General features: G+C 68.1%; 25 protein-coding genes and 1 pseudogene. 12 read left to right on the forward strand and 14 right to left on the reverse strand.

Features of this window, described 5'->3' with window-relative positions; all coding sequences use genetic code 11:
* Positions 1-89: 89 nt before the first annotated feature.
* The 7 genes and pseudogenes from lptD (at position 90) to DFO63_RS17095 (ending at position 7,767) form a co-directional block, all read left to right on the forward strand.
* Positions 90-2,570 (forward strand): LPS-assembly protein LptD, encoded by a 2,481-nt coding sequence (gene lptD / locus DFO63_RS17065; protein WP_168356108.1) that lies wholly within the window; start codon positions 90-92, stop codon positions 2,568-2,570.
* A pseudogene (locus DFO63_RS17070) lies at positions 2,567-3,898 on the forward strand (peptidylprolyl isomerase); the annotation flags it as partial. The gene lptD and the pseudogene DFO63_RS17070, both read left to right, overlap by 4 nt.
* Positions 3,899-3,916: 18 nt before the next feature.
* Positions 3,917-4,897, forward strand: a complete 981-nt coding sequence (gene pdxA, locus DFO63_RS17075; protein WP_119007416.1) for a 4-hydroxythreonine-4-phosphate dehydrogenase PdxA — start codon at positions 3,917-3,919, stop codon at positions 4,895-4,897.
* Positions 4,894-5,697, forward strand: coding sequence for a 16S rRNA (adenine(1518)-N(6)/adenine(1519)-N(6))-dimethyltransferase RsmA (rsmA, locus tag DFO63_RS17080; RefSeq protein ID WP_101764947.1), 804 nt, complete (start codon positions 4,894-4,896; stop codon positions 5,695-5,697). Before pdxA ends, rsmA begins: the two co-directional genes overlap by 4 nt.
* 13 nt (positions 5,698-5,710) lie before the next feature.
* The gene (gene apaG, locus DFO63_RS17085; RefSeq protein WP_008268668.1) at positions 5,711-6,094 is read left to right on the forward strand and encodes a Co2+/Mg2+ efflux protein ApaG; all 384 of its coding nucleotides are present in this window, start codon (positions 5,711-5,713) and stop codon (positions 6,092-6,094) included.
* A 15-nt stretch (positions 6,095-6,109) separates the two neighbouring features.
* Positions 6,110-7,126 (forward strand): symmetrical bis(5'-nucleosyl)-tetraphosphatase, encoded by a 1,017-nt coding sequence (locus DFO63_RS17090; protein ID WP_119007417.1) that lies wholly within the window; start codon positions 6,110-6,112, stop codon positions 7,124-7,126.
* Entirely contained in the window at positions 7,123-7,767 is a 645-nt protein-coding gene (locus DFO63_RS17095; protein WP_119007418.1) for a DUF1287 domain-containing protein, read from the forward strand. Before DFO63_RS17090 ends, DFO63_RS17095 begins: the two co-directional genes overlap by 4 nt.
* Before the next feature lie 89 nt (positions 7,768-7,856).
* Here DFO63_RS17095 and DFO63_RS17100 read toward each other — a convergent pair whose 3' ends face one another.
* The 9 genes from DFO63_RS17100 to DFO63_RS17145 form a co-directional block, all read right to left on the reverse strand.
* Positions 7,857-8,348, reverse strand: a complete 492-nt coding sequence (locus DFO63_RS17100) for a dihydrofolate reductase (protein ID WP_014036033.1) — start codon at positions 8,346-8,348, stop codon at positions 7,857-7,859.
* Positions 8,349-8,353: 5 nt separating this feature from the next.
* On the reverse strand, positions 8,354-9,148 hold the full coding sequence (locus DFO63_RS17105) for a thymidylate synthase (protein ID WP_049443628.1): 795 nt from the start codon (positions 9,146-9,148) through the stop codon (positions 8,354-8,356).
* Positions 9,145-10,032, reverse strand: coding sequence for a prolipoprotein diacylglyceryl transferase (gene lgt, locus DFO63_RS17110; RefSeq protein ID WP_049443626.1), 888 nt, complete (start codon positions 10,030-10,032; stop codon positions 9,145-9,147). Before lgt ends, DFO63_RS17105 begins: the two co-directional genes overlap by 4 nt.
* Positions 10,033-10,083: 51 nt before the next feature.
* Complete coding sequence (locus DFO63_RS17115; RefSeq protein ID WP_049443625.1) at positions 10,084-10,578, reverse strand: TPM domain-containing protein; 495 nt, start codon at positions 10,576-10,578, stop codon at positions 10,084-10,086.
* Positions 10,578-11,462 (reverse strand): TPM domain-containing protein, encoded by an 885-nt coding sequence (locus tag DFO63_RS17120; RefSeq protein ID WP_119007419.1) that lies wholly within the window; start codon positions 11,460-11,462, stop codon positions 10,578-10,580. Before DFO63_RS17120 ends, DFO63_RS17115 begins: the two co-directional genes overlap by 1 nt.
* A gap of 3 nt (positions 11,463-11,465) precedes the next feature.
* The gene (locus DFO63_RS17125; RefSeq protein WP_014036028.1) at positions 11,466-12,086 is read right to left on the reverse strand and encodes a LemA family protein; all 621 of its coding nucleotides are present in this window, start codon (positions 12,084-12,086) and stop codon (positions 11,466-11,468) included.
* A gap of 538 nt (positions 12,087-12,624) precedes the next feature.
* Entirely contained in the window at positions 12,625-13,785 is a 1,161-nt protein-coding gene (locus DFO63_RS17135) for an MFS transporter (protein ID WP_101764943.1), read from the reverse strand.
* A gap of 225 nt (positions 13,786-14,010) precedes the next feature.
* Positions 14,011-14,760, reverse strand: coding sequence for a TerC family protein (locus DFO63_RS17140; RefSeq protein ID WP_005408127.1), 750 nt, complete (start codon positions 14,758-14,760; stop codon positions 14,011-14,013).
* A gap of 33 nt (positions 14,761-14,793) precedes the next feature.
* Positions 14,794-15,189 carry a diacylglycerol kinase gene (locus DFO63_RS17145; protein WP_049443619.1) on the reverse strand — a complete coding sequence of 132 codons (396 nt, stop codon included), beginning with the start codon at positions 15,187-15,189 and terminating at the stop codon, positions 14,794-14,796.
* Positions 15,190-15,402: 213 nt separating this feature from the next.
* Between DFO63_RS17145 and DFO63_RS17150 the strand changes: the two genes are divergently transcribed.
* Complete coding sequence (locus DFO63_RS17150) at positions 15,403-16,104, forward strand: SGNH/GDSL hydrolase family protein (protein WP_049443618.1); 702 nt, start codon at positions 15,403-15,405, stop codon at positions 16,102-16,104.
* Positions 16,105-16,399: 295 nt separating this feature from the next.
* Here DFO63_RS17150 and DFO63_RS17155 read toward each other — a convergent pair whose 3' ends face one another.
* The 3 genes from DFO63_RS17155 to DFO63_RS17165 form a co-directional block, all read right to left on the reverse strand.
* Entirely contained in the window at positions 16,400-17,671 is a 1,272-nt protein-coding gene (locus DFO63_RS17155) for a HAMP domain-containing sensor histidine kinase (protein ID WP_049444413.1), read from the reverse strand.
* Positions 17,672-17,826: 155 nt separating this feature from the next.
* Positions 17,827-18,540: a response regulator transcription factor gene (locus DFO63_RS17160; protein ID WP_002811889.1), complete on the reverse strand. Its 714-nt coding sequence runs from the start codon at positions 18,538-18,540 to the stop codon at positions 17,827-17,829.
* Between the two features lie 87 nt (positions 18,541-18,627).
* On the reverse strand, positions 18,628-19,272 hold the full coding sequence (locus tag DFO63_RS17165) for an arylesterase (RefSeq protein ID WP_049444410.1): 645 nt from the start codon (positions 19,270-19,272) through the stop codon (positions 18,628-18,630).
* 75 nt (positions 19,273-19,347) lie between these two features.
* Here DFO63_RS17165 and DFO63_RS17170 point away from each other — a divergent pair, with 75 nt between their 5' ends.
* From DFO63_RS17170 to DFO63_RS17185, 4 genes are all read left to right on the forward strand, one after another.
* The gene (locus DFO63_RS17170) at positions 19,348-19,995 is read left to right on the forward strand and encodes an ATP-binding cassette domain-containing protein (protein ID WP_049444409.1); all 648 of its coding nucleotides are present in this window, start codon (positions 19,348-19,350) and stop codon (positions 19,993-19,995) included.
* Positions 19,992-22,508, forward strand: a complete 2,517-nt coding sequence (locus DFO63_RS17175) for an FtsX-like permease family protein (protein ID WP_119007421.1) — start codon at positions 19,992-19,994, stop codon at positions 22,506-22,508. The genes DFO63_RS17170 and DFO63_RS17175 overlap by 4 nt, the downstream gene beginning before the upstream one ends.
* A gap of 68 nt (positions 22,509-22,576) precedes the next feature.
* Complete coding sequence (locus DFO63_RS17180; RefSeq protein WP_049444405.1) at positions 22,577-22,930, forward strand: DMT family protein; 354 nt, start codon at positions 22,577-22,579, stop codon at positions 22,928-22,930.
* A gap of 2 nt (positions 22,931-22,932) precedes the next feature.
* The gene (locus DFO63_RS17185; RefSeq protein WP_101764942.1) at positions 22,933-23,418 is read left to right on the forward strand and encodes a hypothetical protein; all 486 of its coding nucleotides are present in this window, start codon (positions 22,933-22,935) and stop codon (positions 23,416-23,418) included.
* Positions 23,419-23,499: 81 nt separating this feature from the next.
* On the opposite strand, the gene DFO63_RS17190 is transcribed toward DFO63_RS17185, so the two are convergent.
* Both DFO63_RS17190 and DFO63_RS17195 read right to left on the reverse strand, forming a co-directional pair.
* Positions 23,500-24,435, reverse strand: a complete 936-nt coding sequence (locus DFO63_RS17190) for a DUF6607 family protein (RefSeq protein ID WP_049444401.1) — start codon at positions 24,433-24,435, stop codon at positions 23,500-23,502.
* 73 nt (positions 24,436-24,508) lie between these two features.
* Positions 24,509-25,108, reverse strand: coding sequence for a Hemin transport protein (locus DFO63_RS17195; protein ID WP_049444399.1), 600 nt, complete (start codon positions 25,106-25,108; stop codon positions 24,509-24,511).

Consider the following 25,108-nt stretch of genomic DNA (forward strand, 5'->3'; position numbering starts at 1 on the left):
ACCCGAACCGGCAGGATCCGACGCCCTTCATTGCCCCTATGCAAGGGATGGGGCAAGCTACCGTCCGTTTTCGCCCGAATCCGAACCGCGTGCGCCGAGCCCTCCGCCTGCTTCCCCTGCCTCTGAGCATCGCCATCTGCCTGCCGGCAATGGCCGATGAAAAGCCGCTCAACTGGGGCCTGTGCCCGGCTACCGACGTGATTCCCGCGTTCACCGATGCCCCTGTCCCGGTCCCGGGGCAGGACAAGGCCGCCGCCAGCGCCGCGCGCGAGCAGCAGCCGACCGACATCGAGGGCGACCAGCTGCTGGGCACCACCACCGTGCCGCAGTACGAAGGCAACGTGGCCCTGCGCCGCGGCGACCAGTTCGTCGGCACCGACAAGCTCAGCTTCGATACCGAGACCGGCAACTACATCGCCGACGGCAATGTCCGCTACCAGGACTCCTCGATCCGCATGGTCGCCAAGCGCGCCGAGGGCAACCAGGAAAGCGACACCCACAAGATCACCGACATCAAGTACCAGCTGGTGTCGCGCCGCGGCAACGGTGATGCCGAGTCGGTCGACCTGCAGGGCGCGGTCGGCCAGATGCACCGCTCCACCTACACCACCTGCGACCCGTCGCAGCCGGTGTGGAAGCTGTCGGCGCCGCAGATCGAAGTGGACAACGACGAAGGCTTCGGCACGGCCCGCAACGCCGTGCTGCGCATCGGCAAGGTGCCGGTCCTGTGGGCGCCGTACTTCAAGTTCCCGATCGACGACCGCCGCAAGACCGGCCTGCTGTTCCCGCAGCTGGGCATGTCCGGCCGCAACGGCTTCGACTACACCCAGCCGATTTACCTGAACCTGGCGCCGAACTACGACGACACGCTGATGCCGCGCTACATGAGCCGGCGTGGCCTGATGCTCGACAACGAGTTCCGCTACCTCTACAACGGCGGCCGCGGCGAGCTGCTGACCGCCTACATCCCCAACGACAAGCTGCGCGACCGCGACCGCGGCCGGGTGATGTTCAGCGGTTACCACAACGTGGACAGCCACTGGCAGGCCCGCGCCAACCTCGCCTGGGTCAGCGACGAGCGCTATGTCGAAGACTTCGCCAACCGCCTGGTCGGCGTGACCGCCTCGAACCTGCAGAGCACCGTGGGCCTGTACGGCACCGGCAAGAACTGGACGGCCGGCATCATGGCCGACCGCTGGCAGCTGACCGACTACACGCTCAATGAAAGCGCGCTGCCCTACAACCGCCAGCCGCGCCTGTACTTCAACTGGGACAAGCCGGTCCTGCCGTGGCTGGAAACCGGCGTTTACGCCGAAGCCGTGCGCTTCACCCACGACGACATCAACTACAAGTACGACGCCAGCGCCGGCCCGGACCTGCAGTACACGCGCAATGGCCAGACCCTGCGCATGTACGGCGGCTCGCGCCTGGACGTGAAGCCGTATGTGTCGTTCCCGATCAGCGGCGCGGCCTGGTACGTCACCCCGACCCTGGCCTACCGCTACACCGGCTACGACCTGGACCAGGGCCTGGCCGACAGCGTCCGCCGCAACGTGCTGGTTTCGCAGGGCATCGACCCGAACACGGCCACGCCGGAGCAGCTGCGCGGCAACAAATCGCCCAGCCGCAGCCTGCCGATCGGCAGCATCGACGCCGGCCTGTTCTTCGATCGCGAGACCACCATCGGTGGCAAGTCGTTCCTGCATACGCTGGAACCGCGCCTGTTCTACCTGCGCACGCCCTACCGCAACCAGGACGACCTGCCGATCTTCGATACCCGTGACTTCACCTTCAGCTGGGGCCAGCTGTTCCGCGACTCGCGCTATACCGGCGCAGATCGCCAGAACGATGCCAACCAGCTGACCCTGGCACTGGGTACCCGCTTCATCGACCAGACCACCGGCAAGGAACGCTTCTCGGCCTCGATCGGCCAGATCCAGTACTTCGACGAGTCGCGGGTGACCGTCACCCCGGGCGGCGCGCCGGTGGAAAAGGGCAAGTCGGCCTGGATCGCCGACGGCAACTACATGATCAACGACCGCTGGACCCTGGGCGCCACCTACCAGTGGGACCCGAAGTACAAGCGCGAGGATCTGGCCAGCGTCCGTGCCCGCTACCTGATGCCCAACGATGGCGTGATCAACCTCAGCTACCGCTACCGCATCAACTCCGGCGCCCCGGCCACCGCCAACAAGCATGACCGGACGCTGCTGGAACAGGCCGACCTGTCGTTCCTGTATCCGCTGAATGCGCGCTGGAGCCTGGTCGGCCGCTACTACTACTCGCTGCAGGACAAGGAACCGCTGGAAATCATCGCCGGCGTCCAGTGGGACAGCTGCTGCCTGGCCGTGCGTGTGGTCGGCCGCCGCTACGTCCGCAACCGCGAAGGCGAGATGAACAACGCCATCCAGCTGGAGTTCGTGCTCAAGGGCCTGAGCTCCCTGGGGCAGGACACGGACCGCACCCTGCGCCGTGCTATCCTCGGCTACAACCGCGACGACCTCTATCTCGTGCCGCCGAGCAACACCGGGGCGACCCGGGATGACTACGATCCGAACCTGATCCCATGACCAAGCGCTTCCCCGTTCTTCTCGCCTCGCTGCTGGCGGTGTCCAGCGTGTCCGCCCCCCTGCAGGTGCTTGCCCAGGAGGCGCAGCCGCTTGACCGCATCGCCGCCGTCGTCGATGAGGACGTGATCCTGCAGAGCGAGCTCCAGCGTGCGATCGCCAACATCAAGGCGCAGTACGCCGGCCGTGAAAACCAGCTGCCGCCGGAAGACGTGCTCAGCCGCCAGGTGCTCGAACGCCTGGTGCTGGTCAAGCTGCAGGTGGCCCGCGCCCAGGGCAGCGGCATCCGTGTCAGCGACCAGGAGCTGAACCAGGCGATGAATTCCATCGCCCAGCAGAATGGCTCGAACCTGGATGCCCTGCGCCAGCGCCTGGCCCATGACGGCATCGACTTCAACGATTTCCGTGCTTCGGTGCGTGACGAGATCACCGTGCAGCGCCTGCGCCAGAGCTTCGCGCAGAGCCGCATCAGCGTCAGCGAGGGTGAAGTCGACGCCGCGCTGAAGCAGCAGGCCACGGTGGGCAACCAGTACCACCTGGCGCACATCCTGATCGCCCTGCCCGACGGCGCCAACGCCGACCAGATCGCCACCGGCCAGAAGAAGGCCGATGGTGTGAAGGCCCTGCTGGACAAGGGCGAGCTGGACTTCAACGCGGCAGCCGTGCGCTATTCGGACAGCCCGAATGCACTGGAAGGCGGCGATCTGGGCTGGCGCAGCCTGGATGAAATCCCGCAGGCCTTCGCCCAGATGATGGAAAAGATGAAGCCCGGCGAAGTGGTCGGCCCGATCCGTGGCCCGAGCGGCTTCCAGCTGCTGAAGCTGGTGGAAGTGCGTGACAGCAGCTCCGCCGCCGCCGGCGAACACACGGTCACCGAGTTCCACGGCCGCCACATCCTGGTGCGCGTGGACGACCACCAGACCGACGCCGCCGCCAAGGCCAAGATCGACACCCTGCGTGCCCGCATCGCCGGTGGTGCCGAGTTCCAGACCGTTGCCAAGGAGTCCTCCGAGGACAACAACAGCAAGGGCCAGGGCGGTGACCTGGGCTGGTTCCCGGCCGACGCGTTCGGTCCGGCCTTCGGCCAGCAGGTGGAAGGCCTCCAGGACGGTGGCGTCAGCCAGCCGTTCCGCACCGATGCCGGTTGGCACATCGTGCAGCGCGTGGCGACCCGCCAGACCGACGTGACCACCGACAACCAGCGTGCCCAGGTCCGCGAGACCATCGGCCGCCGCAAGCTGGAAGACGAGTACAACCGCTTCCTGCAGGAACTGCGTGGCGAAGCCTACGTCAGCTTCCGCAGTGGCGACCGCGCGGAAAACACCGCCACCCCGCCGCAGTCCTGACCGATGCGCCCCGAGCTCGCTCTGGTACCGGGCGAGCCCGCCGGGATCGGCCCGGAACTGTGTGTCCGCCTCGTCCAGCAGCCGCGTGAAGATTGCCGGCTGCTGGCCTTCGCCGACCCGGACACCCTGCACGCGGCCGCGGCCGCGCTGAACCTGCCCCTGCAACTGCTGCCCGAGGACGCCGAAGCACGCGTCCCCGGCGATCTGCGCCTGCGTGCCGTCCGCAACGCCGCGCCCAGCCGCTTCGGCCAGGCCGATCCGGCCAATGCCGGCGCGGTCATCGGTGCCCTGCTCGGCGCCGGCCAGGCCTGCCTGTCCGGCGAACTGCACGGCGTGGTGACCGGCCCGGTGCACAAGGCGGTCATCAACGAAGGCGGCATCGCCTACAGCGGCACCACTGAACTGCTGGCCGACCAGGCCGGGGTGAAGGTGGTGATGATGCTGGCCAACCACATCGTGCGCGTGGCCCTGGCCACCACCCACCTGCCGCTGCGCGAGGTGGCCGATGCGATCACCGCTCCCGGCCTGGAGCACACGCTGCGCACCGTGCATGCCGCACTGCGCCGTGAGTTCGGCCTGGCTGCGCCGCGCATCGCCGTGCTCGGCCTGAACCCGCACGCCGGCGAAGACGGCCACCTGGGCCGCGAAGAACTGGATCTGGTCATCCCGCTGCTGCAGCGCCTGCGCGCGGAGGGCATGGACCTGGTCGGGCCGCTGCCGGCCGATACCGCCTTCCTGCCCGCCAAGCTGGCCGGCTTCGACACCGTGCTGGCGATGTACCACGACCAGGGCCTGCCGGTACTGAAGTATTCCGGCTTCGAACAGGCGGTGAACCTGACCCTGGGCCTGCCCTACCCGCGCGTGGCGGTGGACCATGGCACCGCGCTGGACCTGGCTGGCCGCGGCATCGCCGATCCCTCCAGCCTGCAGGCGGCAACGACGCTGTGTGCGCAGCTTGCGCGGCAACGTACACTGGGCGCATGAATTCCCCGCATTCCCCCTCCGGCCCGGTGTTCACCGCACCGGCCAAGAAGCAGCTTGGCCAGCATTTCCTGGCCGACCGCCACTACATCGACAAGATCGTGATGGCGGTCAATCCGAAAGATGGCGACCGCCTGGTCGAGATCGGCCCCGGCCAGGGCGCGATCACGCTGCCGCTGCTGCGCGTGCACCCGAAGCTGACGGTGATCGAGTTCGACCGCGACCTGATCGCGCCGCTGACCGCCGCCGCCGAGCCGCTGGGCGAGCTGACCATCGTCCACCGCGACGTGCTGCGCGTGGACTTCACCGAGCTGGCCGCCGGCCAGCCGATACGCCTGGTCGGCAACCTGCCCTACAACATCTCCTCGCCGATCCTGTTCCATGCGCTGGAGCATGCTGCGGTCATCCGCGACATGCACTTCATGCTGCAGAAGGAAGTGGTCGACCGCATGGCCGCCGGGCCCGGCAGCAAGGTGTATGGCCGCCTCAGCGTGATGCTGCAGGCCTACTGCCAGGTGACCTCGCTGTTCGTGGTGCCGCCGGGCGCGTTCCGGCCGCCGCCGAAGGTCGATTCGGCCGTGGTGCGGCTGGTGCCGCGTGACCCGGCCTCGATCAACATCAACGACCACAAGCGCTTTGCCGACGTGGTCAAGGCCGCCTTCGGGCAGCGCCGCAAGACCCTGCGCAATGCCCTGAACAACGTGGTGTCCGCCGAGCAGTTCATCGCCGCCGGCGTGCGTCCCGATGCCCGCGCCGAACAGCTGGACGTGGCCGAATTCATCGCCTTGGCCAATGCCTCCTGATTACACTGCCGGTATGGAAGACGCTGACGTTTATGCCATCTCCGTCGAAGTCGCGCCGCGCTTCCTCGACGATCAATCCGCCCCGGAAGACGGTCGCTTTGCGTTCGCCTACACGATCCGCATCCACAACCAGGGGCGGGTCGCGGCGCGCCTGGTCGCACGCCACTGGCGCATCACCGATGCCAATGGCCGTGTCGAGCATGTCGATGGCGACGGGGTGATCGGCGAGCAGCCGCGGCTGCGCCCCGGTGAAGACTTCCGTTACACGTCCGGTGTCATGCTGGGGACCGATCACGGGACCATGCAGGGGCACTACGACATGGTCGCCGACGATGGCACCGAATTTGCCGCGCCGGTCGCACCGTTCGTGCTGGCCGTCCCGCGTACCCTGCACTGACACGGAGGCCGAACGATGAGTGTGTGGGCGATCGGCGACCTGCAGGGCTGCTATGACGTCACCCAGCGATTGCTGGAGAAGATCCGCTTCGACCCGGCGCAGGACACCCTGTGGTTCTGTGGCGACCTGGTCAATCGCGGCGGCCAGTCGCTGGAAACGCTGCGGCTGGTGCATTCGCTGCGCGAGCACAGCGTGGTGGTGCTGGGCAACCATGATCTTTCGCTGCTGGCCGTCGGTGCACGCACCGAAGAGGAACAGCGCAAGGTCAACCCGGACCTGCTGCGCATCGTGCAGGCCGAGGACCGCGACGAACTTCTGGACTGGCTGCGCCTGCAGAAGCTGGTGCACGTGGACCGCGAGCTGGGCTGGATGATGGTGCACGCCGGCCTGGCGCCGAAGTGGACCACGCAGATGGCCGAGAAGCATGCCGCCGAGGTCGAGGTGCAGCTGCACGGCGCCGGCTACCGCAAGCTGTTCCGCAACATGTACGGCGACAAGCCGAGCTGGGCCCCGAACCTGTCCGGCTACGACCGCTCGCGCGCGATCATCAACGTGCTCACCCGCATGCGCTACTGCACCCCGCGGGGGCGCATCGGCATCGAGGACAAGGGCACGCCGGGCACGCAGGAACAGGGGCTGTATCCCTGGTTCGAAGTGCCGGGCCGGATCGAGCGCGACCTCAAGGTCGTCTGCGGCCATTGGTCGGCGCTGGGCCTGACCATCACCCAGGGCGTGCACGCCATCGACACCGGCGCGGTGTGGGGCGGCAAGCTGACCGCGATCCAGCTCGATACCGACGAACTGCGCGTGGTGCAGGTGCCGGGCCGCGATGTACCGGCACCGGTGCCCAACGCCCGCCCGCCGGCGCGACCGGCGCACGAGCGCCCCGCCACTGCGGCGCAGGGCAAGGAACAGGGCGGCGGCAACGCCGCCGCTGCCAACCCGGGCAACCGTGGCCCACGCCGTCGTCGCCGTCGTGGTGGCGGCGGCACGGGTGGCGGCAACAACAACAGCACCCCGCCGCAGGCATGACGCGGCGCAGCTGGGCACCATGGACGGTGCTGCTGCCGCTGGCCCTGGCCAGCGGCTGCCAGCCCGGCTCGCCGCCTGCTCCCACGGCTGCGGATAGTGCTGCACATGCGCCGACGCAGCCGCAGGCCCCTTCGCCGCCACTGGTGGCCGCAGCACGCGCGCAGATCGGCGTCACCACCCGTTACGATCCCGCCTACCAGGTGCTGGCCTATCCCGGCGGTGATGTGCCACTGGATCGCGGCGTGTGCACCGACGTGGTGGTGCGCGCCCTGCGCAGCCAAGGCCTGGACCTGCAGGCACGCGTGCACGAGGACATGCGCGGCAACTTCAGTGCCTATCCGGCGATCTGGGGCCTGTCACGACCGGATCGCAACATCGATCATCGTCGCGTACCGAACCTGATGCGCTGGTTCGAACGGCAGGGCTGGCAGCAACCGATCACCGCCCTCGCCACCGACTACGCAGCCGGTGACATCGTTGCCTGGAAGCTCAACGGCAACGGCCTGCTGCACGTGGGCATCGTCTCCGACCGGCAGCTGGCCGATGGCACGCCGCTGGTACTGCACAACATCGCGCGCGGCACCCGCGAAGAGAACCTGCTGTTCCAGCACGCGATCATCGGGCATTACCGGATGCCGTAGGCAATCCTGTAGAGCCGGGCCATGCTCGGCTATGGGATGTGTCCGCGGAAAGCAGCCGAGCATGGCTCGGCTCTACAGGTGCGTTGCGATCAGCGGCGCACGTAGTGCACGAAGCGGAACGCGTACGCGTGGCGTTCGTCGGCCGGGTGCGGCTCGCTGCTCACTTCCTGCCAGTCCTGCGCATCCACTTCGGGGAAATGCGTGTCGGCGGGCACTTCGGCATCCACCCAGGTCAGGTACAGGTCACTGGCCTGGTCGAGCAGCTGGCGGAAGATCTCGCCGCCGCCGATGATGCACAGCTCGCTGGTGCCCTCGCCTTCGGCAATCGCCTTCGCCTCGTCCAGCGACGCCACCGCGCGCATGCCCTCGAACGGCACCTGGCCGCTGCGGGTCAGCACCAGGTTGGTCCGCCCCGGCAGCACGCGGCCGATCGATTCGGCGGTCTTGCGCCCCATCAGGATCGGCTTGCCGAGGGTCAGCGCCTTGAAGTGCTTGAAATCATCCGGCAGGTGCCAGGGCATGGCATTGCCCTGGCCGATGCCGCGGTTGCGGTCCAGCGCCACGATCATCGAGAGCTTCATTGCGCTCACACCGCCACCGGTGCCTTGATGGCCGGGTGCGGGTCGTAGCCGTCGATGCGGATGTCGTCGAACTGGAAGCCGAACAGGTCCGTCACCTCCGGGTTCAACCACAGCTTCGGCAGCGCGCGCGGCTCACGCGACAGCTGCTCGCGGGCCTGCTCGAAGTGGTTCGAGTACAGGTGCGCGTCACCCAGCGTATGCACGAAGTCGCCCACGCCCAGGCCGGTGGCCTGCGCCACCATATGGGTCAGCAGCGCGTAGCTGGCGATGTTGAACGGCACGCCGAGGAAGATGTCGCCGCTGCGCTGGTACAGCTGGCAGCTGAGCTTGCCGTCCACCACGTAGAACTGGAACAGGTTGTGGCACGGCATCAGCGCCATCTGCGAAAGCTCGCCCACGTTCCAGGCGCTGACCACCAGCCGGCGCGAATCAGGATTGCGCTTGATCTCGTCCACCAGCCACTGCATCTGGTCGATCTCGCCGCCGTCGGCAGTGGCCCAGCTGCGCCACTGCTTGCCGTAGACCGGGCCGAGGTCGCCGTTCTCGTCGGCCCACTCGTCCCAGATCCGCACCTGGTTGTCCTTCAGGTAGCCGATGTTGGTGTCGCCCTTCAGGAACCACAGCAGCTCGTGGATGATCGAGCGCAGGTGCAGCTTCTTGGTGGTGACCAGCGGGAAGCCTTCGTTGAGGTCGAAGCGCATCTGCCAGCCGAACACACTGCGGGTGCCGGTACCGGTGCGATCGCTCTTCTCCGCACCGTGTTCCAGCACGTGCGAGAGCAGGTCCAGGTAGGGCTTCATGCCTTGCCCTCGGCAGCCACCGGCAGCTGCGGCTGCAGTACCGGCGCGCGGCGCGACATCACCAGCAGCACCAGGCCGAAGGCGATCAGCGGCAGGCTGAGGATCTGGCCGCGGGTCAGCCAGTCGAAGGCCACGTAGACGCCGTTGTCGGGCATGCGCACGAACTCGACGGCGAAGCGGAACAGGCCGTACATCAGTGCGAACAGGCCACCGACCAGATAGCGATGACGCGGCTTGGCCGACACCGTCCACAGCACCACGAACATCACCAGGCCTTCCAGGAACGCCTCATACAGCTGGGAGGGATGGCGGGCGAACTGATTCAGCGCGCCGGTCGCGAACTGCGCCTGCAGCGTTGCGTGGTCGAGCTGGTTCAGTGGGGCCGGCAGGCCGGACGGGAACACCACGCCCCAGGTACCGTCGGTGTACTTGCCCCACAGCTCGGCACCGATGAAGTTGCCGATACGGCCGAAGCCCAGGCCCAGCGGCACCAGCGGCGCCATGAAATCCATGGTGTCGAAGAAGTGCAGCTTGTGCTTGCGCGACCACCACCAGCAGGCACCGAGCACGCCCAGCAGGCCACCGTGGAAGCTCATGCCGCCGTCCCATACCTTGAACAGCAGCAGCGGGTTGTGCAGGAAATCGCCCAGCGCGTAGAACAGCATGTAGCCGATGCGCCCGCCCAGCACCACGCCGAGCATCGCGTAGAACAGCAGGTCCGAGAAGCCGTTGGCATCGACCCCCGGCAGGCGCCCGTCGGCGATGCGCTTGCGGCCCAGCAGCCAGGCCGCAGTGAAGCCGAGCAGGTACATGATGCCGTACCAATGCACCTTGATCGGCCCCAGCGAGAGGGCGATGGGGTCGATGTCGTGGAAATAGATCATGGAAGGTGCCTTGCGGTTGAACGCCTATTCTCGGGCCAGTGCGGCCCCGGCTCAACCAAGGAGCTGGGGCGTGTTGGGCAGGCCGTCATCGTCTGACCGCATCGAGGCCGGAAAGTGCCCCTCCACCAGGGTCGAGACTTCCTCAATGGCGCCACGCAGCGCCTCGACCGGGTTCGGCCCGCGCAGCCCCTCGCGTAGGTGGGTGCAGACCCGCTGCCACTGCGCCTGGCTGACCCGGCCCTGCAGGCCACGGTCGGCGACGATCTCGATCGCGTGGTCGGCCAGCAGCAGGTAGATCAGTACACCGTTGTTGTGGGTGGTATCCCAGGTGCGCAGGCGCGCAAAGGCATGCTCGGCGGCCTGGCGCGGGGTCACCCTGTGCCACAGCGCACCCAACGGCAGGTCCGCTTCCACCGCGAACATCACCTGCCCGCCGTGGCGCTGCTCACCGGCCGCGATGGCCTCGGTGATCGCCTGCAATGTGGCGGGCGGGAACGCGCGCCGTACCGACGGCGAAAATACATGGCGACATAGACGTTGGATCATCACCAGCCTCCCGAAGCACCGCCGCCGCCGGAACGGCCACCACCGCCGCCCCAGCCACCACCACCACCGAATCCACCGCCGCCGAAACCGCCTCCCCCGCCCCAGCTGCCGCCGCCCCAGCCGCCGCCACCGGCAAAACGGCCCGGATGGCCGGAGAGCATCGCCACGATCAGGCCCACGATGCCGGCCACACCACTGGCCAGGACGGTGGAGGTGAACACGAAGGCCAGCAGCGCTGCACCGGCGCCGCCGAGCAGGCCACGCAGCGGACGCGGCACGCGCGAGAACACACCGCGCAGGATGCTGCCGGCGAACACACCGATGAACAACGCCAGGAACCAGCTGTCGCCGCCACCGCCAGGCTCCCGCCCGCGATGGCCGCTGACCGGTGCCGGCAGCGTTTCGCCATCGATCAGCTTGACCAGCACCGCCGTGGCATCGGTGATGCCGCCGGCGTAGTCGCCGCTGCGGAAGCGTGGGACCAGGTATTCCTGGATGACCCGGTTGGCGATGGCATCGGGGATGGCGCCTTCAAGACCATAGCCCGGCTCGATGCGCACACGCCGGTCATCCTTGGCCACCACCAGCAGCACGCCGTCATCCACGCCCTTGCGGCCGATCTGCCATTGGTCGAAGACCCGCGTGGTGTACTGCGCGATGTCCTCCGGCTGGGTGGTCGGCACCACCAGCACCTGCAGCTGACTGCCCTTGCGCTGCTGCAGGTCAGTCGCCTGCTGCACCAGCGCCTGCTTCTGCGTGGCGTCCAGCGTGCCGGTGGTATCGACCACCGGCGAATCCAGCGCCGGAATCGGCGCCAGCTGCTGCGCCTGCGACGCCAGCGGCAGCCACAGCAGCAGGGCCAGCAGCGCAGTGGCCAGGCGCATCGGTCAGTGGCCCGGCTGCGGTGCCGGCTGCTGCTGCGGCGCGTTGCCGAAATCGACCGCCGGCGCATTGGAGATCTGCGCTTCGTTGTCCACGGTGAAGTTCGGCTTGGTCTTGTAACCGAAGATCTTGGCGGTGATCACCTGCGGGAACGAGCGGATGTAGGTGTTGTAGTCCTGCACCTGCTGGATGTAGCGGCCGCGCGCGACGGTGACGCGGTTCTCGGTGCCTTCCAGCTGCGCCTGCAGGTCGCGGAAGTTCTGGTCGGACTTCAGCTGCGGATAGTTCTCGCTGACCACCAGCAGCCGCGACAGCGCGCTGCCGAGTTCACCCTGGGCCTGCTGGAACTGCTTGAGCGAGGCTTCGTCGTCGGCGTTGACGTTGATCTGGCCGACACGCGAACGGGCGTTGGTGACTTCGGTCAGCACGCGCTCTTCCTGGCTGGCGAAGCCCTTCACGGTCTGCACCAGGTTGGGCACCAGATCGGCGCGGCGCTTGTACTGGTTGATGACCTCCGACCAGCTGGCCTTGACCGCTTCATCCTTCTGCTGGATGGCGTTGTAGCCGCAGCCGGACAGCAGGGAGGCCAACAGCATCAGGGGCAGGACGCGGGTGAACAGGCGCATGGCGGAGGTTCCGGGTGGGCTTGGCGCCGAGCATGCCATGGTTCGGGTGAAAGACCGGCCATCGGGCGCCGCCCCCTCCGCGGTGGGGCGTGCTCATGGATCGCCTGGGTAGTCCGGGCGGGTGGGCATGGCGGGGGACGCCGTGAATTCGTCCGTGGAGGCTTAGCCGCGCCATCCATGGCGCGGATACCCCCGCCACGCCCACCCGCCCGGCCACGGACAATTTCCTGCGCACCGCGGGAAGATCAAAAGAAAAATCAAAAGCAAAAGCCGGTTCTTCAGGCATTTGTGTCGACCAAGGTCGACACCTACCGGAGCAGGACGCCGTTCCGGCAGACTGCGGGAAACTGTCGAAGGCCGGGTGGGTCAGTTTGCGGGGGCGTGAGCGCCATGGATGGCGCGACCGAGCCTACATGGACGTACTTGCGGCGTCCCCCGCAAACTGACCCACCCCGCCATCCCACGGAATGCACGCTCTTGCTGTTGCAGTGGCCTCGGCGGGTGCAGGGCTGCAAGCCCTGCCGGAACCCCACATCACTCAGCAGGCTTCGGCCACCGCAGTACGAGGACGCCCCAGCCACGCCAGCAGCAACCCCGAGGCCGCCAGCAGGCCACCGGCTACCGGAATCGCGGCATAGCCCAGGCCCGAGCTGATCACCGCACCGCCCAGCGCCGCACCCACGGCATTGCCCAGGTTGAACGCACCGACGTTGATCGACGATGCCAGGCCCGGCGCCTCGCTGGCCGCCTGCATCACCCGGATCTGCAGCGGCGGTACGAGGGCGAAGGTCGCCGCGCCGAACAGCAGCACACCGAGGGCAGCGGTGGCGTGGCTCATGAAGGCCAGCGGCAGCACGAACATCAGCACCGCCAGGACGGCCAGCAGGATGCGGGTGGCGCCATCCAGCGACCAGTCGGCCATGCGCCCACCGATGCCGTTGCCGAGGGTGAAGCCGATACCGATCAGTGCCAGCGACATCGCGATGAAGCCGTTGGAGGCACCGGTCAGTTCGGTCAGCACCGGCGCTACGTAGGTGTAAAGGGTGAACATGGCACCGGCGCCGAGCACGGTGGTGGCCATCGCCAGCAGCACCGGCGGCTGCAGGATCGCCTTCAGTTCGCGGCGCACGTCCGGGCGCGGCCCCGGTGCGGACGCCGGCAGCGCAAAGCCCAGCGCGGTGATCGCGACCAGGCCCAGCACCGCCGTGCCGGCGAAGGACAGGCGCCAGCCGAGCTGCTGGCCCACCCAGGTGGCCAGCGGTACACCGCCGATGTTGGCGATGGTCAGGCCCATGAACATGGTGGCCACGGCCGCGGCCTGCTTTTCCTTCGGCACCAGGCTGGCGGCGACCACCGCACCGATGCCGAAGAAGGCACCGTGGTTGAGGCTGGTGACCAGGCGCGACAGCAACAGCAGCCCGTAGTTCGGGGCCAGCGCCGACAGCAGGTTGCCGACCACGAAGATCGACATCAGCAGCATCAGCGCGGTGCGCTTGCCGAAACGGCCCATCAGCAGGGTCATCACCGGTGCGCCCAGCATCACGCCCACGGCGTAGGCGGTGATCAGCATGCCGGCGGTGGGAATGCCGACACCCACGCCGTCGGCGATGACCGGCAGCAGGCCCATCGGGGCAAACTCGGTGGTTCCGATGGCGAAGGCGCCGACGGCAAGCGCCAGCAAGGCGGCTCTGGAATTCATGGAGGTTTCCTGGGGGGCGGGAATCGGGAGTGCGTAGCCTGCGCGCTTTGCCACACCGGATTAAGCCTCGCCCCGGGAAAACACTGTTGATCCTGATTCACAAGTGGAGGCCGGAACCCCGCTGCAAGTGCAAAAACCGCAGTGCCGTTGTAGAACCGGGCCCCCACAACGCAGAACCGCCGGCCAGGCCGGGGGTTCTGGGTGACACACGTGCCAGTGGCGCGCTTACCAGTTGCCGGCGCCCGGCACGTTGTGTTCGCGGGCGCGGCGGCGCATCAGCAGGTTCAGCCATTCCACCAGCACCGAGAAGCCCATCGCGGCGTAGATGTAGGGCTTGGGCACGTGCACGTCCAGGCCGTCCAGGATCAGCACCGCACCGATCATCAGGATGAAGGCCAGGGCCAGCATCTTCACGGTCGGGTTGGCGTCGATGAAGCGGCCCAGCGGGTTGGCGGCCAGCAGCATCACCAGCACCGACAGCAGGATGGCGGCCACCATCACCGGGATGTGGTCGGCGATGCCGACAGCGGTGATCACCGAGTCCAGCGAGAACACGATGTCGATCACCGCGATCTGGGCGATCACATAGCCGAACACGGCCGAGGCCTTGGTGGTGCTGGGATCTTCGTCCTCGCCACCGCTGATCAGTTCCTTGATCTCCATGCAGCCCTTGATGATCAGGAACAGGCCGCCGACGATCAGCACCAGATCGCGGATGGAGATGCCCATGCCGGCCACGGTGAACAGGTTGGCTGCCATGTGCGCCAGGTAGGCCAACGACACCAGCAGGCCGATGCGGGTGATGCAGGCCACCGCGATGCCGAGCTTGCGGGCGAACGGGCGACGCTCTTCCGGCAGCTTGCTGACCGCGATGGAAATGAACACCAGGTTGTCGATGCCGAGCACGATTTCCAGCGCGCTGAGCGTGAACAGGGTCACCCAGGCATTGGGGTCGGCGAGGAACTCAAAGGACATGGAAACTCTTCAAGGCAGTGGGGGAATGGGGTTTCAGCCGTAGTTGCCGGCCAGCGCGTGCGGAACCACGACCAGCGCCCAGCACAGCAGCACGTTCATCATCAGCACGAACACCGCCGCCGAGCCCATGTCCTTGGCGCGGCCGGCCAGCTCGTGAATCTCGCTGCCGTAGCGTTCGATCACCGCTTCGATGGCCGAGTTGGCCAGCTCCATCGCCAGCACCAGCAGCATCGAGCCGATCAGCAGCGCGCGTTCGACCGGGGTCTGGCCCAGCCAGATCGCGACCGGAGTCAGCATCACCAGCAGGTACACCTCCAGCCGGAACGAGGACTCGTGCAGCCAGGCGGCGCGCAGGCCCTGCCAGGACCAGCGGGCGGCCTGGAAGATGCGGCGCGGGCCGCGGGGCATGTGGCCGAACTGATCAGCCACGGGTGGAACATCCAGCAACAGGGGCGCGGCGCAGCGACCGCTCAGACGCACGGCAGGGAATCATGGGTGCACAGGAATAGGCAGATGGCCGCCATTTTGCCACAAGGCCGCCAACCGCACCCCGCGCCGGCCCGCTGAACGGCCTGCCAGGGGCAAGCACCGGGCTGGGCTGTGCTCCTATGATGGAGGCCCCCTTGCCTGCTGGAGCGCCTGATGTCCCGTCGCCGTACCTGCCTGCTGATGCTGGGCCTGCTGACTGCCGCACCGCTGGCCCAGGCCCTGAGCCCGGCCAAGCCGCCGCAGGTGCCCGAACAGGTGTCCAACGTGGCCTGGGCCGGCGACATGGCCCGCTTCGCCAGCGCCGACCAAGCCAACCCGCCGCCGCGTGGTGGCATCGAGTTCATCGGCAGCTCCTCGATCCGCTTCTGGGAGAGCCTGGCCACCGACTTCCCCGGCCAACCGGTGTTCAACCGCGGCTTCGGCGGTTCGGAAGTGCGCGACAGCACCTGGTACGCCGACCGCATCGTGGTGCCCTATGCGCCGTGCAAGGTGTTCTTCTACGCCGGCGACAACGATCTCAACAGCGGCCGCAGCGCCGTGCAGGTGCGCGACGACGTGGTCGCCTTCGTGCAGCGCGTGCATCGCGACCTGCCGAAGACCAAGGTAGAGTACCTGTCGATCAAGCCGAGCCCGTCGCGCGCGCACCTGCTGCCGGCGATCAACGAAGCCAACACCCTGATCAAGGCCGCGCTGGCCAAGCTGCCCAATACCGGCTTCACCGACATCTACACGCCGATGCTCGGCGCCGATGGACAGCCCGACGCGACGCTGTTCCGCGAGGACATGCTGCACATGACCCCGGCCGGGTATGCGATCTGGACCAGGGCGTTGGCGCCGAAGGTCAACTGCAACTGAGGCGGACGTGCGCCGGGCATGGCCCGGCGCTGCCGCAACACTATCCACGCATGGCGTGGATCTACTGAATTCATCCACGCATGGCGTGGATCCACTGCGGATCGCGGGGAACTGTCGAAGGCGGGGCGGTGTGGGTGTGCAGGACCGTTGGCGCCATGGATGGCGCCATCGAGCCCCCATGGATGGGTTTACGGCGTGTCCTGCACACCCACGCCGCCCCGCCACTCCTCGGAATGCCCGCTTTTGATGTTGATGTTGCCTCGGCGGGTGCCGGGCGCAGCCCGGCCAAAGCCCACTACCGGAAGATCACCGTGGCTTCGGTGCCCTTGCCCGGCTCGCTGGCCAGGCTGACTTTCCAGCCGAAGCGGTCGCACAGCCGACGTACGATCGACAGGCCCAGGCCGGTGCCCTGCGGGCGGCTTGGCTCAGCGCGGTAGAACGGCTCGAACGCGCGCGACAGCGCCTCGGCGGACATGCCGATGCCGGTGTCGCGCACCACCACCCGGTCATTGAGCACGTACACGTCGATACGCCCTTCGTCGGTGTAGCTGCAGGCGTTGCGCACCAGGTTGCTGACCACCACCTGCAGCACCCGCGGCGGCGCGTGCAGCTGCACCGGGCCCTCGCTGTGCAGGTGCACAGATACCGGCCGATTGCCCAGCAGCTCGTTGGCGTTGTCCACCTCGTAGCGGACGATGTCGTTGACGTCGAACAGCTCGATCTGCGGTTCGACGTCGGCCTCGCGGGCCAGGATCAGGAACGCATCGATCACCGCCTCCATGTCACGGCCGGCACGCTGGATGCGCTGCAGGCTGCGGCGCAGGCGCGGCTGCAGGGTTTCATCGCCCAGGGCCATGTCGCTGGCCACGCGGATGACGGTCAACGGCGTGCGCAGCTCGTGGCTCGCATCACGGGTGAAGTTGCGCTCGCGGGCCACATGCGCGCTGACCCGGTTGGCCAGCGAATGCAGCGCGGCCGCCAGCTGCCGGGTCTCGCCCTGCATGTCCGCGGGCAGCTTGTTCGGCTCCAGGTCGGCCGCCTCCGGGTGGCCAGGGTCCCAGCGCGAGACGCGCCGCGCCAGCCAGTTCACCGGCGACACCAGGCGCTTGGAGGCCCGGTAGGTGACCCAGCTGGCGCCATACACCGCCAGCAAGGTCAGCAGCACCGGCACGATGCCGAACCAGAAGGCCAGCATTTCCGCGCGCGATCGCAGGAATACCAGGTACAGGCGGCCGGCCGGGCGCACATCGACCAGCACCAGCTGGTCATCCTTGGGCAGTTCGTGGAAACCGGGTTCCAGGTTGCGCAGGTTGGCCGGCAACGACAGCGCCGACTGCCCGCTTTCCAGCAGGTAGCCGCGGATGTTCTGGGTGTTGGGTGGCGGCTGCACGGGCGACGCCTCGTGCAACGTCCAGTAGTACGCCGCTTCCTCGCGCAGGGCCGCGCCGACCAGGCTGTGCTTGATCACCAGCGAGACCAGCCAGGCACCGAGCAGGATGCCCAGGCTGGCCAGAACTGCCTGCAGGATGAAGGCGATACGGATCTTGCGCGGCAGGCCGTGCGGCATTGCGGGGTCCCGGTCAGAGCGCTGCGATTATAGGCAGCGCACTGCGCCGTAGTCGTGCACGGACGATGACCGGCGGCAACGCCGGCCGGTCATCCCCTGCTCCGTGCATGGCCGTTGCCCGGCCGGGCCTGCAGCTGCACCGGCACGGGCCTCGATCAGGCCATCGGCTGGGCGATATCGGCAATGCGGTAGCCGGCGCTCTGCACGGTGTGCAGCAGCGGACGGTCGAACGGCTTGTCGATGATCTTGCGCAGGTTGTACAGATGGCTGCGCAGGGTGTCCGAATCCGGCAGGCCATTGCCCCAGATCTCGCGTTCGATCTCCTGGCGGGTGACCACGCGCGGCGATTCGCGCATCAGGATGGTCAGCAGGCGCAGGCCGATCGGCGACAGCTGCAGCTCGGTGCCGGCACGGGTCGCCCGCATGCTGACCGGGTCGAGCACCAGGTCGGCCACCTTCAGCACCTCCGAACCGACCTGGCGACGTTCGCGACGGATCAGCGCGCGCAGGCGGGCTTCCAGCTCCTGGATCGCGAACGGCTTGGTCAGGTAGTCATCGGCGCCGAAACCCAGCCCGGTGAGCTTGTCGTCCAGGGTGTCGCGTGCCGTGAGCATCAGCACCGGTGTGGACTTGCGCGCATCGTTGCGCAGGCGACGGCATACTTCGATGCCATCCAGGCGCGGCAACATGAGATCGAGCACCACGACGTCATAGCTGTTTTCCGCCGCGAGGCGGTAGCCATCCAGGCCGTCCTGTGCATAGTCGACTTCGAAGCCGCGACCTTCCAGGTATTCCCCGATCATCTCGGAGATGTTGCGGTTGTCTTCGACCACCAGCACCAAGCCGGAAGTCTCCTTCGTCTGACGCATGTGATTCCCTCTAACTTCAGCTTTGTGAAACATGCCGGATCGACGGTGGACGTGATGTGAAGTTCCGTCAAGAGGAAATCAAATGGTTCAGAGCAGCGGCCTGAGCAGCGGCCAGACGTTGTCCAGCACCTTCGGCTGCGCCTGTGCCGTGGGGTGCAGTCCATCGGCCTGCATCATGCCCGGCTGCAGGGCCACGCCCTCCAGCAGGAACGGCAGCAGCGGCACCTTGTACTGCGTGGCCAGCGCCTTGTAGGCCGCCGCCAGGCGCTGGCGATAGGCCGGCCCATAGTTGGGCGGTACGTCGATGCCCAGCAGCAGCACCTTGGCACCGGCCTTCTGGCTGGCCTGCACCATTTTTTCAAGGTTGCCCTGCACCTGCGCCGGGGTCAGCCCGCGCAGCGCGTCATTGCCGCCCAGCGCGATCACCACCACGGTCGGCTTTTCCTTCGCCAGCAGGCCCGGCAGGCGGGTCAGCGCGCCGGCGGTGGTTTCCCCGCTCATGCTGGCATTGACGATCCGCGCCGGGGTTTTCGACTGCTGCCTGACCCGCTGCTGCAGCAGGCTGACCCAGCCGGCGTCGGCAGGGATATTGTGGGCAGCACTGAGGCTGTCGCCGAGCACCAGCACGGTGCCGGCCGGACCTTTGGCACAGGCCAGCCCGGGCAGCAGCAGGAACCCTAGCAGCAGCACCATCATCGCGCCGGCTCGCCGGCTCCATCCCGTCTTGCGCATTGGAGTCTCCTCATCGACAGCCTGTCCCCCCGCAGCGCGTCCGTCGCCATCGCCGTCGACCAGGTCGGCAAATCCGTGCAGGGCCCGGAGGGTGAAGTCCACATACTGGACAACATCACCCTGACCGTCCATGAAGGGACCAGCGCGGCCATCGTCGGCGCCTCCGGTTCCGGCAAGACCACCCTGCTCGGCCTGCTGGCCGGGCTGGACCTGCCCAGCCGCGGCCGCATCGCGCTGTCCGGCCAGGATCTGGGCGATCTCGATGAAGAGGCGCGTGCGCAGCTGCGCGCGCGCGAAGTCGGCTTCGTGTTCCAGAGCTTCCACCTGCTGCCGGCACTGACCGCCGCCGAGAACGTCGCACTGCCGCTGGAACTGGCCGGGCGCGAGGACCGCGTGCGGGTGGACGAGGTGCTGGCGCAGGTCGGCCTGGCCCATCGCGCCCGCCACTACCCGCGCCAGCTGTCCGGCGGCGAGCAGCAGCGCGTGGCGTTGGCACGTGCCTTCGTCACCCGCCCGCGCATCCTGTTCGCCGACGAACCGACCGGCTCGCTGGACCACGCCACCGGCCAGCACATCAGCGACCTGCTGTTCGAGCTCAATGCCGGCAGCGGCACCACCCTGGTGCTGGTCACCCACGACCTGCGCCTGGCCCAGCGCTGCCAGTACATCCACCGCATCGACGACGGCCGCCTGTTGCCGGTCGAGCGTGGGGCACAGGCATGAACGTGCTGCGCCACGCGTGGCGCGCGCTGCGCCGCGAGGCCCTGGCCGGCGACCTGCTGACCGTGTTCGCCGCGCTGGTGCTGGGCGTGGCGGTGATGACCGCGGTGGGCACGCTGGTGAACCGGGTCAACCTGGCGCTGACCGGCAGTGCAGCGGAAATGCTTGGCGGCGACCTCGGCATCGCCGGCCGCGACGACCCGCCGCAGGCATTCGCCGAAGAGGCACAGAGGCGTGGACTGGCCTACACCCGCATCGCCAGTTTCGGCAGCGTGCTGTTCAACGGCGATGCCAGCCAGATGGCCAGCATCAAGGCCGTGCAGGCGGGCTATCCGCTGCGTGGCACGCTGCGGGTACGGGCCACGCCCGGCGGTGCACTGATCGCCGATGCCGGCATGCCGCCCAAGGGCCAGGCCTACGCCGACCCACGCCTGCTGCAGGGGCTGGGGCTGAAGGCCGGCGATGACCTCGAATTCGGCGCCGGCACGCTGCGTATCGCCGGCATCATCGAAGCCGAGCCGGACAGCGGTGGCGACCTGCTGACGCTCTCGCCGACCCTGCTGGTCAATCGCGCTGATGTGGAAGGCACGGGACTGCTCGGGCCCGGCAGCCGCATCAACTACCGGCTGATGTTCGCTGGCGCGGCGGAGCCGATCGCGGCGCTGCGCCAGTGGCTGCTGCCGCAGGTGAAAGGCCTGCGCCTGCTGAGCGTGGACGACACCCAGCGTGGCGTGCGCCAGGCCTTCGACCTGGCCGGGCGCTTCCTCGGCCTGAGTGCACTGCTGGCCGTGCTGCTGGCCGGTGTGGCCACGGCGCTGGCGGCCAACCGCTTCGCACTGCGCCGCATCGACCAGGTGGCGATCCTGCGCTGCCTCGGCGCGCGCCAGCGCGACATCCTGCTGGGCCTGGCGCTGCAGCTGCTGATGCTGGCGATACCGGCCTGTGCGCTCGGCATCGGCCTGGGCATGGCCGCGCAGGAAGGCCTGGTGCAGGTGCTGGGCAGCCTGGTACCGCAGCGGCTGCCGCTGCCGGAAGCGATGCCGGCGCTGACCGGCGCCGGCATCGGCCTGTTGCTGCTGTTCGGCTTCGGCCTGCCGCCGCTGCTGCGCCTGCGCGGGGTGCCGCCAATGCGCGTGCTCAACCGTTCCTTCGCCGCGCTGCCGCCAGCCTCGTTGCTGGCCTATGTGGCGGCGTTGGCCGCCAGCCTGCTGCTGGCGGTGCAGGTCACCGGCGACCTGAAACTGGCACTGTGGGTGCTGGGCGGCCTGGCCGCACTGGCGGTGGCAGCCGGTGGGGCCGGCTTCGTGCTGCTGCAACTGCTGCGCGGCCTGCAGCACCGCCTGCATGGCAACTGGCGGCTGGGCCTGGCCGCGCTGACCCGGCGCCGGCTGCTGGCGGTGATGCAGCTGGTCGGGCTGTCACTGTCGTTGTGCGCGCTGTTGTTGCTGGCAGTGACCGGCCCCGGCCTGCTGCAGCAGTGGCGCGAGCGCCTGCCCGCGGATACCCCCAACTACTTCCTGATCAACATCCAGCCCGAGCAGCGCGACAGCGTGCTGGCCACGCTGCGTGGACTGGGCGCCAGCGACGCCAGCATCGAACCGATGGCCACCGGCCGCCTGATCGCGATCAACGGCAAGCCGCCGCTGCGCGTGGACCGCTCGCCGGAACAGAACGGGCAGCCGGCGTCCAGCGAGGCCCAGCGCGACGAAGATGACGAGAACCGGCCGTTGAACTTCAGCTGGCGCAGCACCTTCCCGCCGGCCAACACGCTGGTCAACGGCACCTTCTGGAAGGCCGACAGCACCGCGGCAGAGGCGTCGGTGGAAATCGGCTGGGCCAAGCGCTACGGCGTGTACCCGGGCGACCGCATCAGCATTGCAGTGGGCGAGCAGGAACGCGAATTCACCGTGACCAGCGTGCGCAAGGCCGACTGGAACACCTTCCGGCCGAACTTCTTCGTGCTGCTGAACCCGAATGCGGTGGGCGACACCCCGCACAACCTGTTGTCGGCGTTCCATCTGCCGGCCGGCAAGGCGGCCGGACTGGGCGAGCTGGTACGCGCGCAGCCGAACCTGTCGCTGCTGGACGTGGACGCAGTGATCTCGCAGGTGCGCGATGTGATGGAACGGGTGGCGCAGGCAGTGCAGCTGGTGATGGTGTTCAGTCTGCTGGCCGGCGTGCTGGTGCTGCTGGCCGCGCTGCAGGCCACGGCCGGCGAACGCCGCTACGACAGCGCGGTGCTGCGCACGCTGGGCGCGACCCGTCGCCAGCTGCGCGGCGCGGTGCTGGTGGAGTTCGGCGCGCTGGGCACGCTGGCGGCGTTGCTGGCGGTGGGCGCCGCCGCGGCTATCGGCGTGGCGGTCTCGCAGAAAGTGTTCGAGCTGCCGTTGCTGCCGCCGTGGCCGGGCCTGCTGATGGGCGGCGTGGCCGGCATCGGGTTGAGCCTGCTGGCCGGCTGGTGGGGCACGCGGACGATCCTGCATACGCCGCCGGCACTGGCACTGCGCGAAGCCTGACGCGGCCGTGACACGCACGGGGTGGGGCCGGCGCTATGCTGCGCGCCCCACCCCACGAGATCGCCCGGATGCCCGGCACGTCGTTCGCCGCTTACCTCTACCCGGTGTTGCTGCTGCTCGGCAGCAACATCTTCATGACCTTCGCCTGGTACGGCCACCTGAAGTACAAGAGCGCGCCGCTGATGATGGTCATCCTGGTCAGCTGGGGCATCGCCTTCTTCGAGTACTGCCTGCAGGTGCCCGGCAACCGGCTGGGCAGCGCGGTGTATTCGGCGCCGCAGCTGAAGGGCATGCAGGAGGTGATCACGCTGCTGGTGTTCGCGGTGTTCTCCGCGTTCTACCTGGGCCAGCCGCTGAAGTGGAACCACTACGCCGCGTTCGGGCTGATCGTGGTGGCGGCGTTTCTGATGTTCAAGGAATAGCAATGAGACACGGCTTCTGCCTGCGCGCGCTTCTCGTCGGCGTGCCGCTGGTGTTGGCGATGCTGCCCGCATGTGCCCGTACTGCGGTGGGCCATGTCCTGGACCCGGTGCAGGCCTTCGTGCTGGAAACGGTACTGGCCGATGAGGTGCGCGCCTTCCATGAGGGCCGCCAGACCTATCTGGTTCCGGCCGATGCAGCGCACGCGCGTGGTGATGCCGAGGTGCTGGCCGACCTGCGCGCGGAGTTCGACCGCTTCTACCGGGGGCAACCAACGCCGAGAAAGGAAGTGGCGCACATGGCGATCCTGGTCGCGCAGACCGCGCTGCTGCTGCCCGACCCGCAGGCGTGCAGCACGGACCGCGCGCGCTGCAGCGACGCCATCATGGGCGTCCGTACGCGCGATGACGAGGCGAGCCTGCAGGCCACCCTGCGTAGGTTCCAGGACGCCGGACTGGACCTGACCACGCTGGGTGGACCGGCGTCCTGAGTGCGAGGCAAAGGTCAGTAGATCCACGCCATGCGTGGATGCGGTGCCGGGCAAACCCGGCACCCACCGGCGCCGTGGCGATCAGCCTTCCTTCGGCGCCTTCTCAACGTACTTGGCGAACACCTCGTCGATCTGCTTGTCCTTCACCTTCTTGCCGGACTGGATCTCTTCAGCCTGGGTGAACAGCGGGATGATCATCGCCATGCCGTCGAGCTTGGTCTTCAGGTGCACGCCCGGGGCCTGGCCGAGGAAGCCGTCCCAGCGCTGGCGCACCTTGGCCCAGTAACCGGCGGTGGCCTTCCAGTAGTCGCGGGCCGGAGTGAAGTCGATCTCGGTGGTCTTCACGTAGTCGTTGAAGCCGAACTCGCGGGCGATCTCCACCTGGCTGCCGTCGGCGTTACGCTGCACCTTGGTGTTGAACTGCTCGTGGGTCCAGCCATTGGGCGTGAGCGTGTGGCGGTTGACCACGGCCAGCGCGTTGTAGTCGCTGCGCTTGGTGTATTCACGACGCGGCAATGGGCGCCAGCTGAGGTCGCTGGTCCAGGTCGGCACGTTGTTGGTGTAGGTCCAGGTGCCGGTGCCGCAGTAGCGCGGTGCATCGCTCACTTCGTACACGCACTGGGTCCAGGCGCCCTTGTTCACGGCTGCCGGGATGCTGCGCACCTGCCAGGTCTGGTCGGCACTGAACTCGAAGCGGTTCGGCGCTTCGTAGACCCAGTCCTGGCGCCAGTGCTTGGTGATGTGGCCGCTCTTCTCGTCCAGCAGCAGGTGCTGCAGCACGATGCGCCTGGGGGTGTCCTCGACCACGATGACCAGCTCGTTGCCGCCGCTGCGCATCGCCGGCGCACGCTCGTAGCCGGGCTTGAGCAGCACGGTCTCGTCGAAGGCGAAATCGACGGTGTACTCGCCCTGCATGGCGAGGATGCTGTCGTGGTCGCGGGCGATGTCGGAGGGCTGCGCGCTGGCCACGCCGCTGGCGGCGAGCAGCAGCATGACGCTGGCTGTCTGGAACTTCATCGGGGTCTTCCTTCGGGGTTGCAGATGTAGTGAGAGGCCGTCCGTGGCCGACAGGCGTTCCATCAGGAAAGGGTCACAGCCGGATCAGCGGCAGGTCGCCGGGAACCCGCGGCGCCGGGCGACGCGCGGCGTCGGCGCAGCAGCAGTCGTCGATGGCCAGCTCGCCCTCGGCGCCTTCCAGCCGCGCGATGCGACGCGCAGTGGCTGCGCCCAGCGAGGACAACGTCGACAGGCTCGCAGCGAGGGTGCGGCCATCGTCGGCGGCATGCAGGCGCAGCGTGCACAGGCGCCAGCGCTGGCCGCCGAGGTGCCCGGCCAGGCGCCGCCACAGGCGTTCGCCGACACTGCCATCGCTGTCATGTTCCGGGCCCGGCGGCAACGCCGCGACCAGCCGGTCCCAGGCCAGGAAATCGCTGTCGGGCAGCAGGTACAGGCGCCACACACAACGGCCGCGGGCATCAAGGAAACACAGGCTTTCGCGCACGCCCTCGCTGTCCACGCCCTGGCAGGCATGCACGCGTACTGCCTGGCGCCAGCCACCGAGCTCGTTGCCGTCGGCGCGGTACAGGCACAACACGGTGCCGAGCGTGGCCAGCTGTGCCGGCGTCGGCCAGGCCGCGCTGCCCTGCGCGGCGATGGCGTCGTTCCTGCGTGCGGACAAGGCTCGGCTCAT

This window comes from Stenotrophomonas sp. AG209 (assembly GCF_003550055.1).
Lineage (GTDB): Bacteria > Pseudomonadota > Gammaproteobacteria > Xanthomonadales > Xanthomonadaceae > Stenotrophomonas.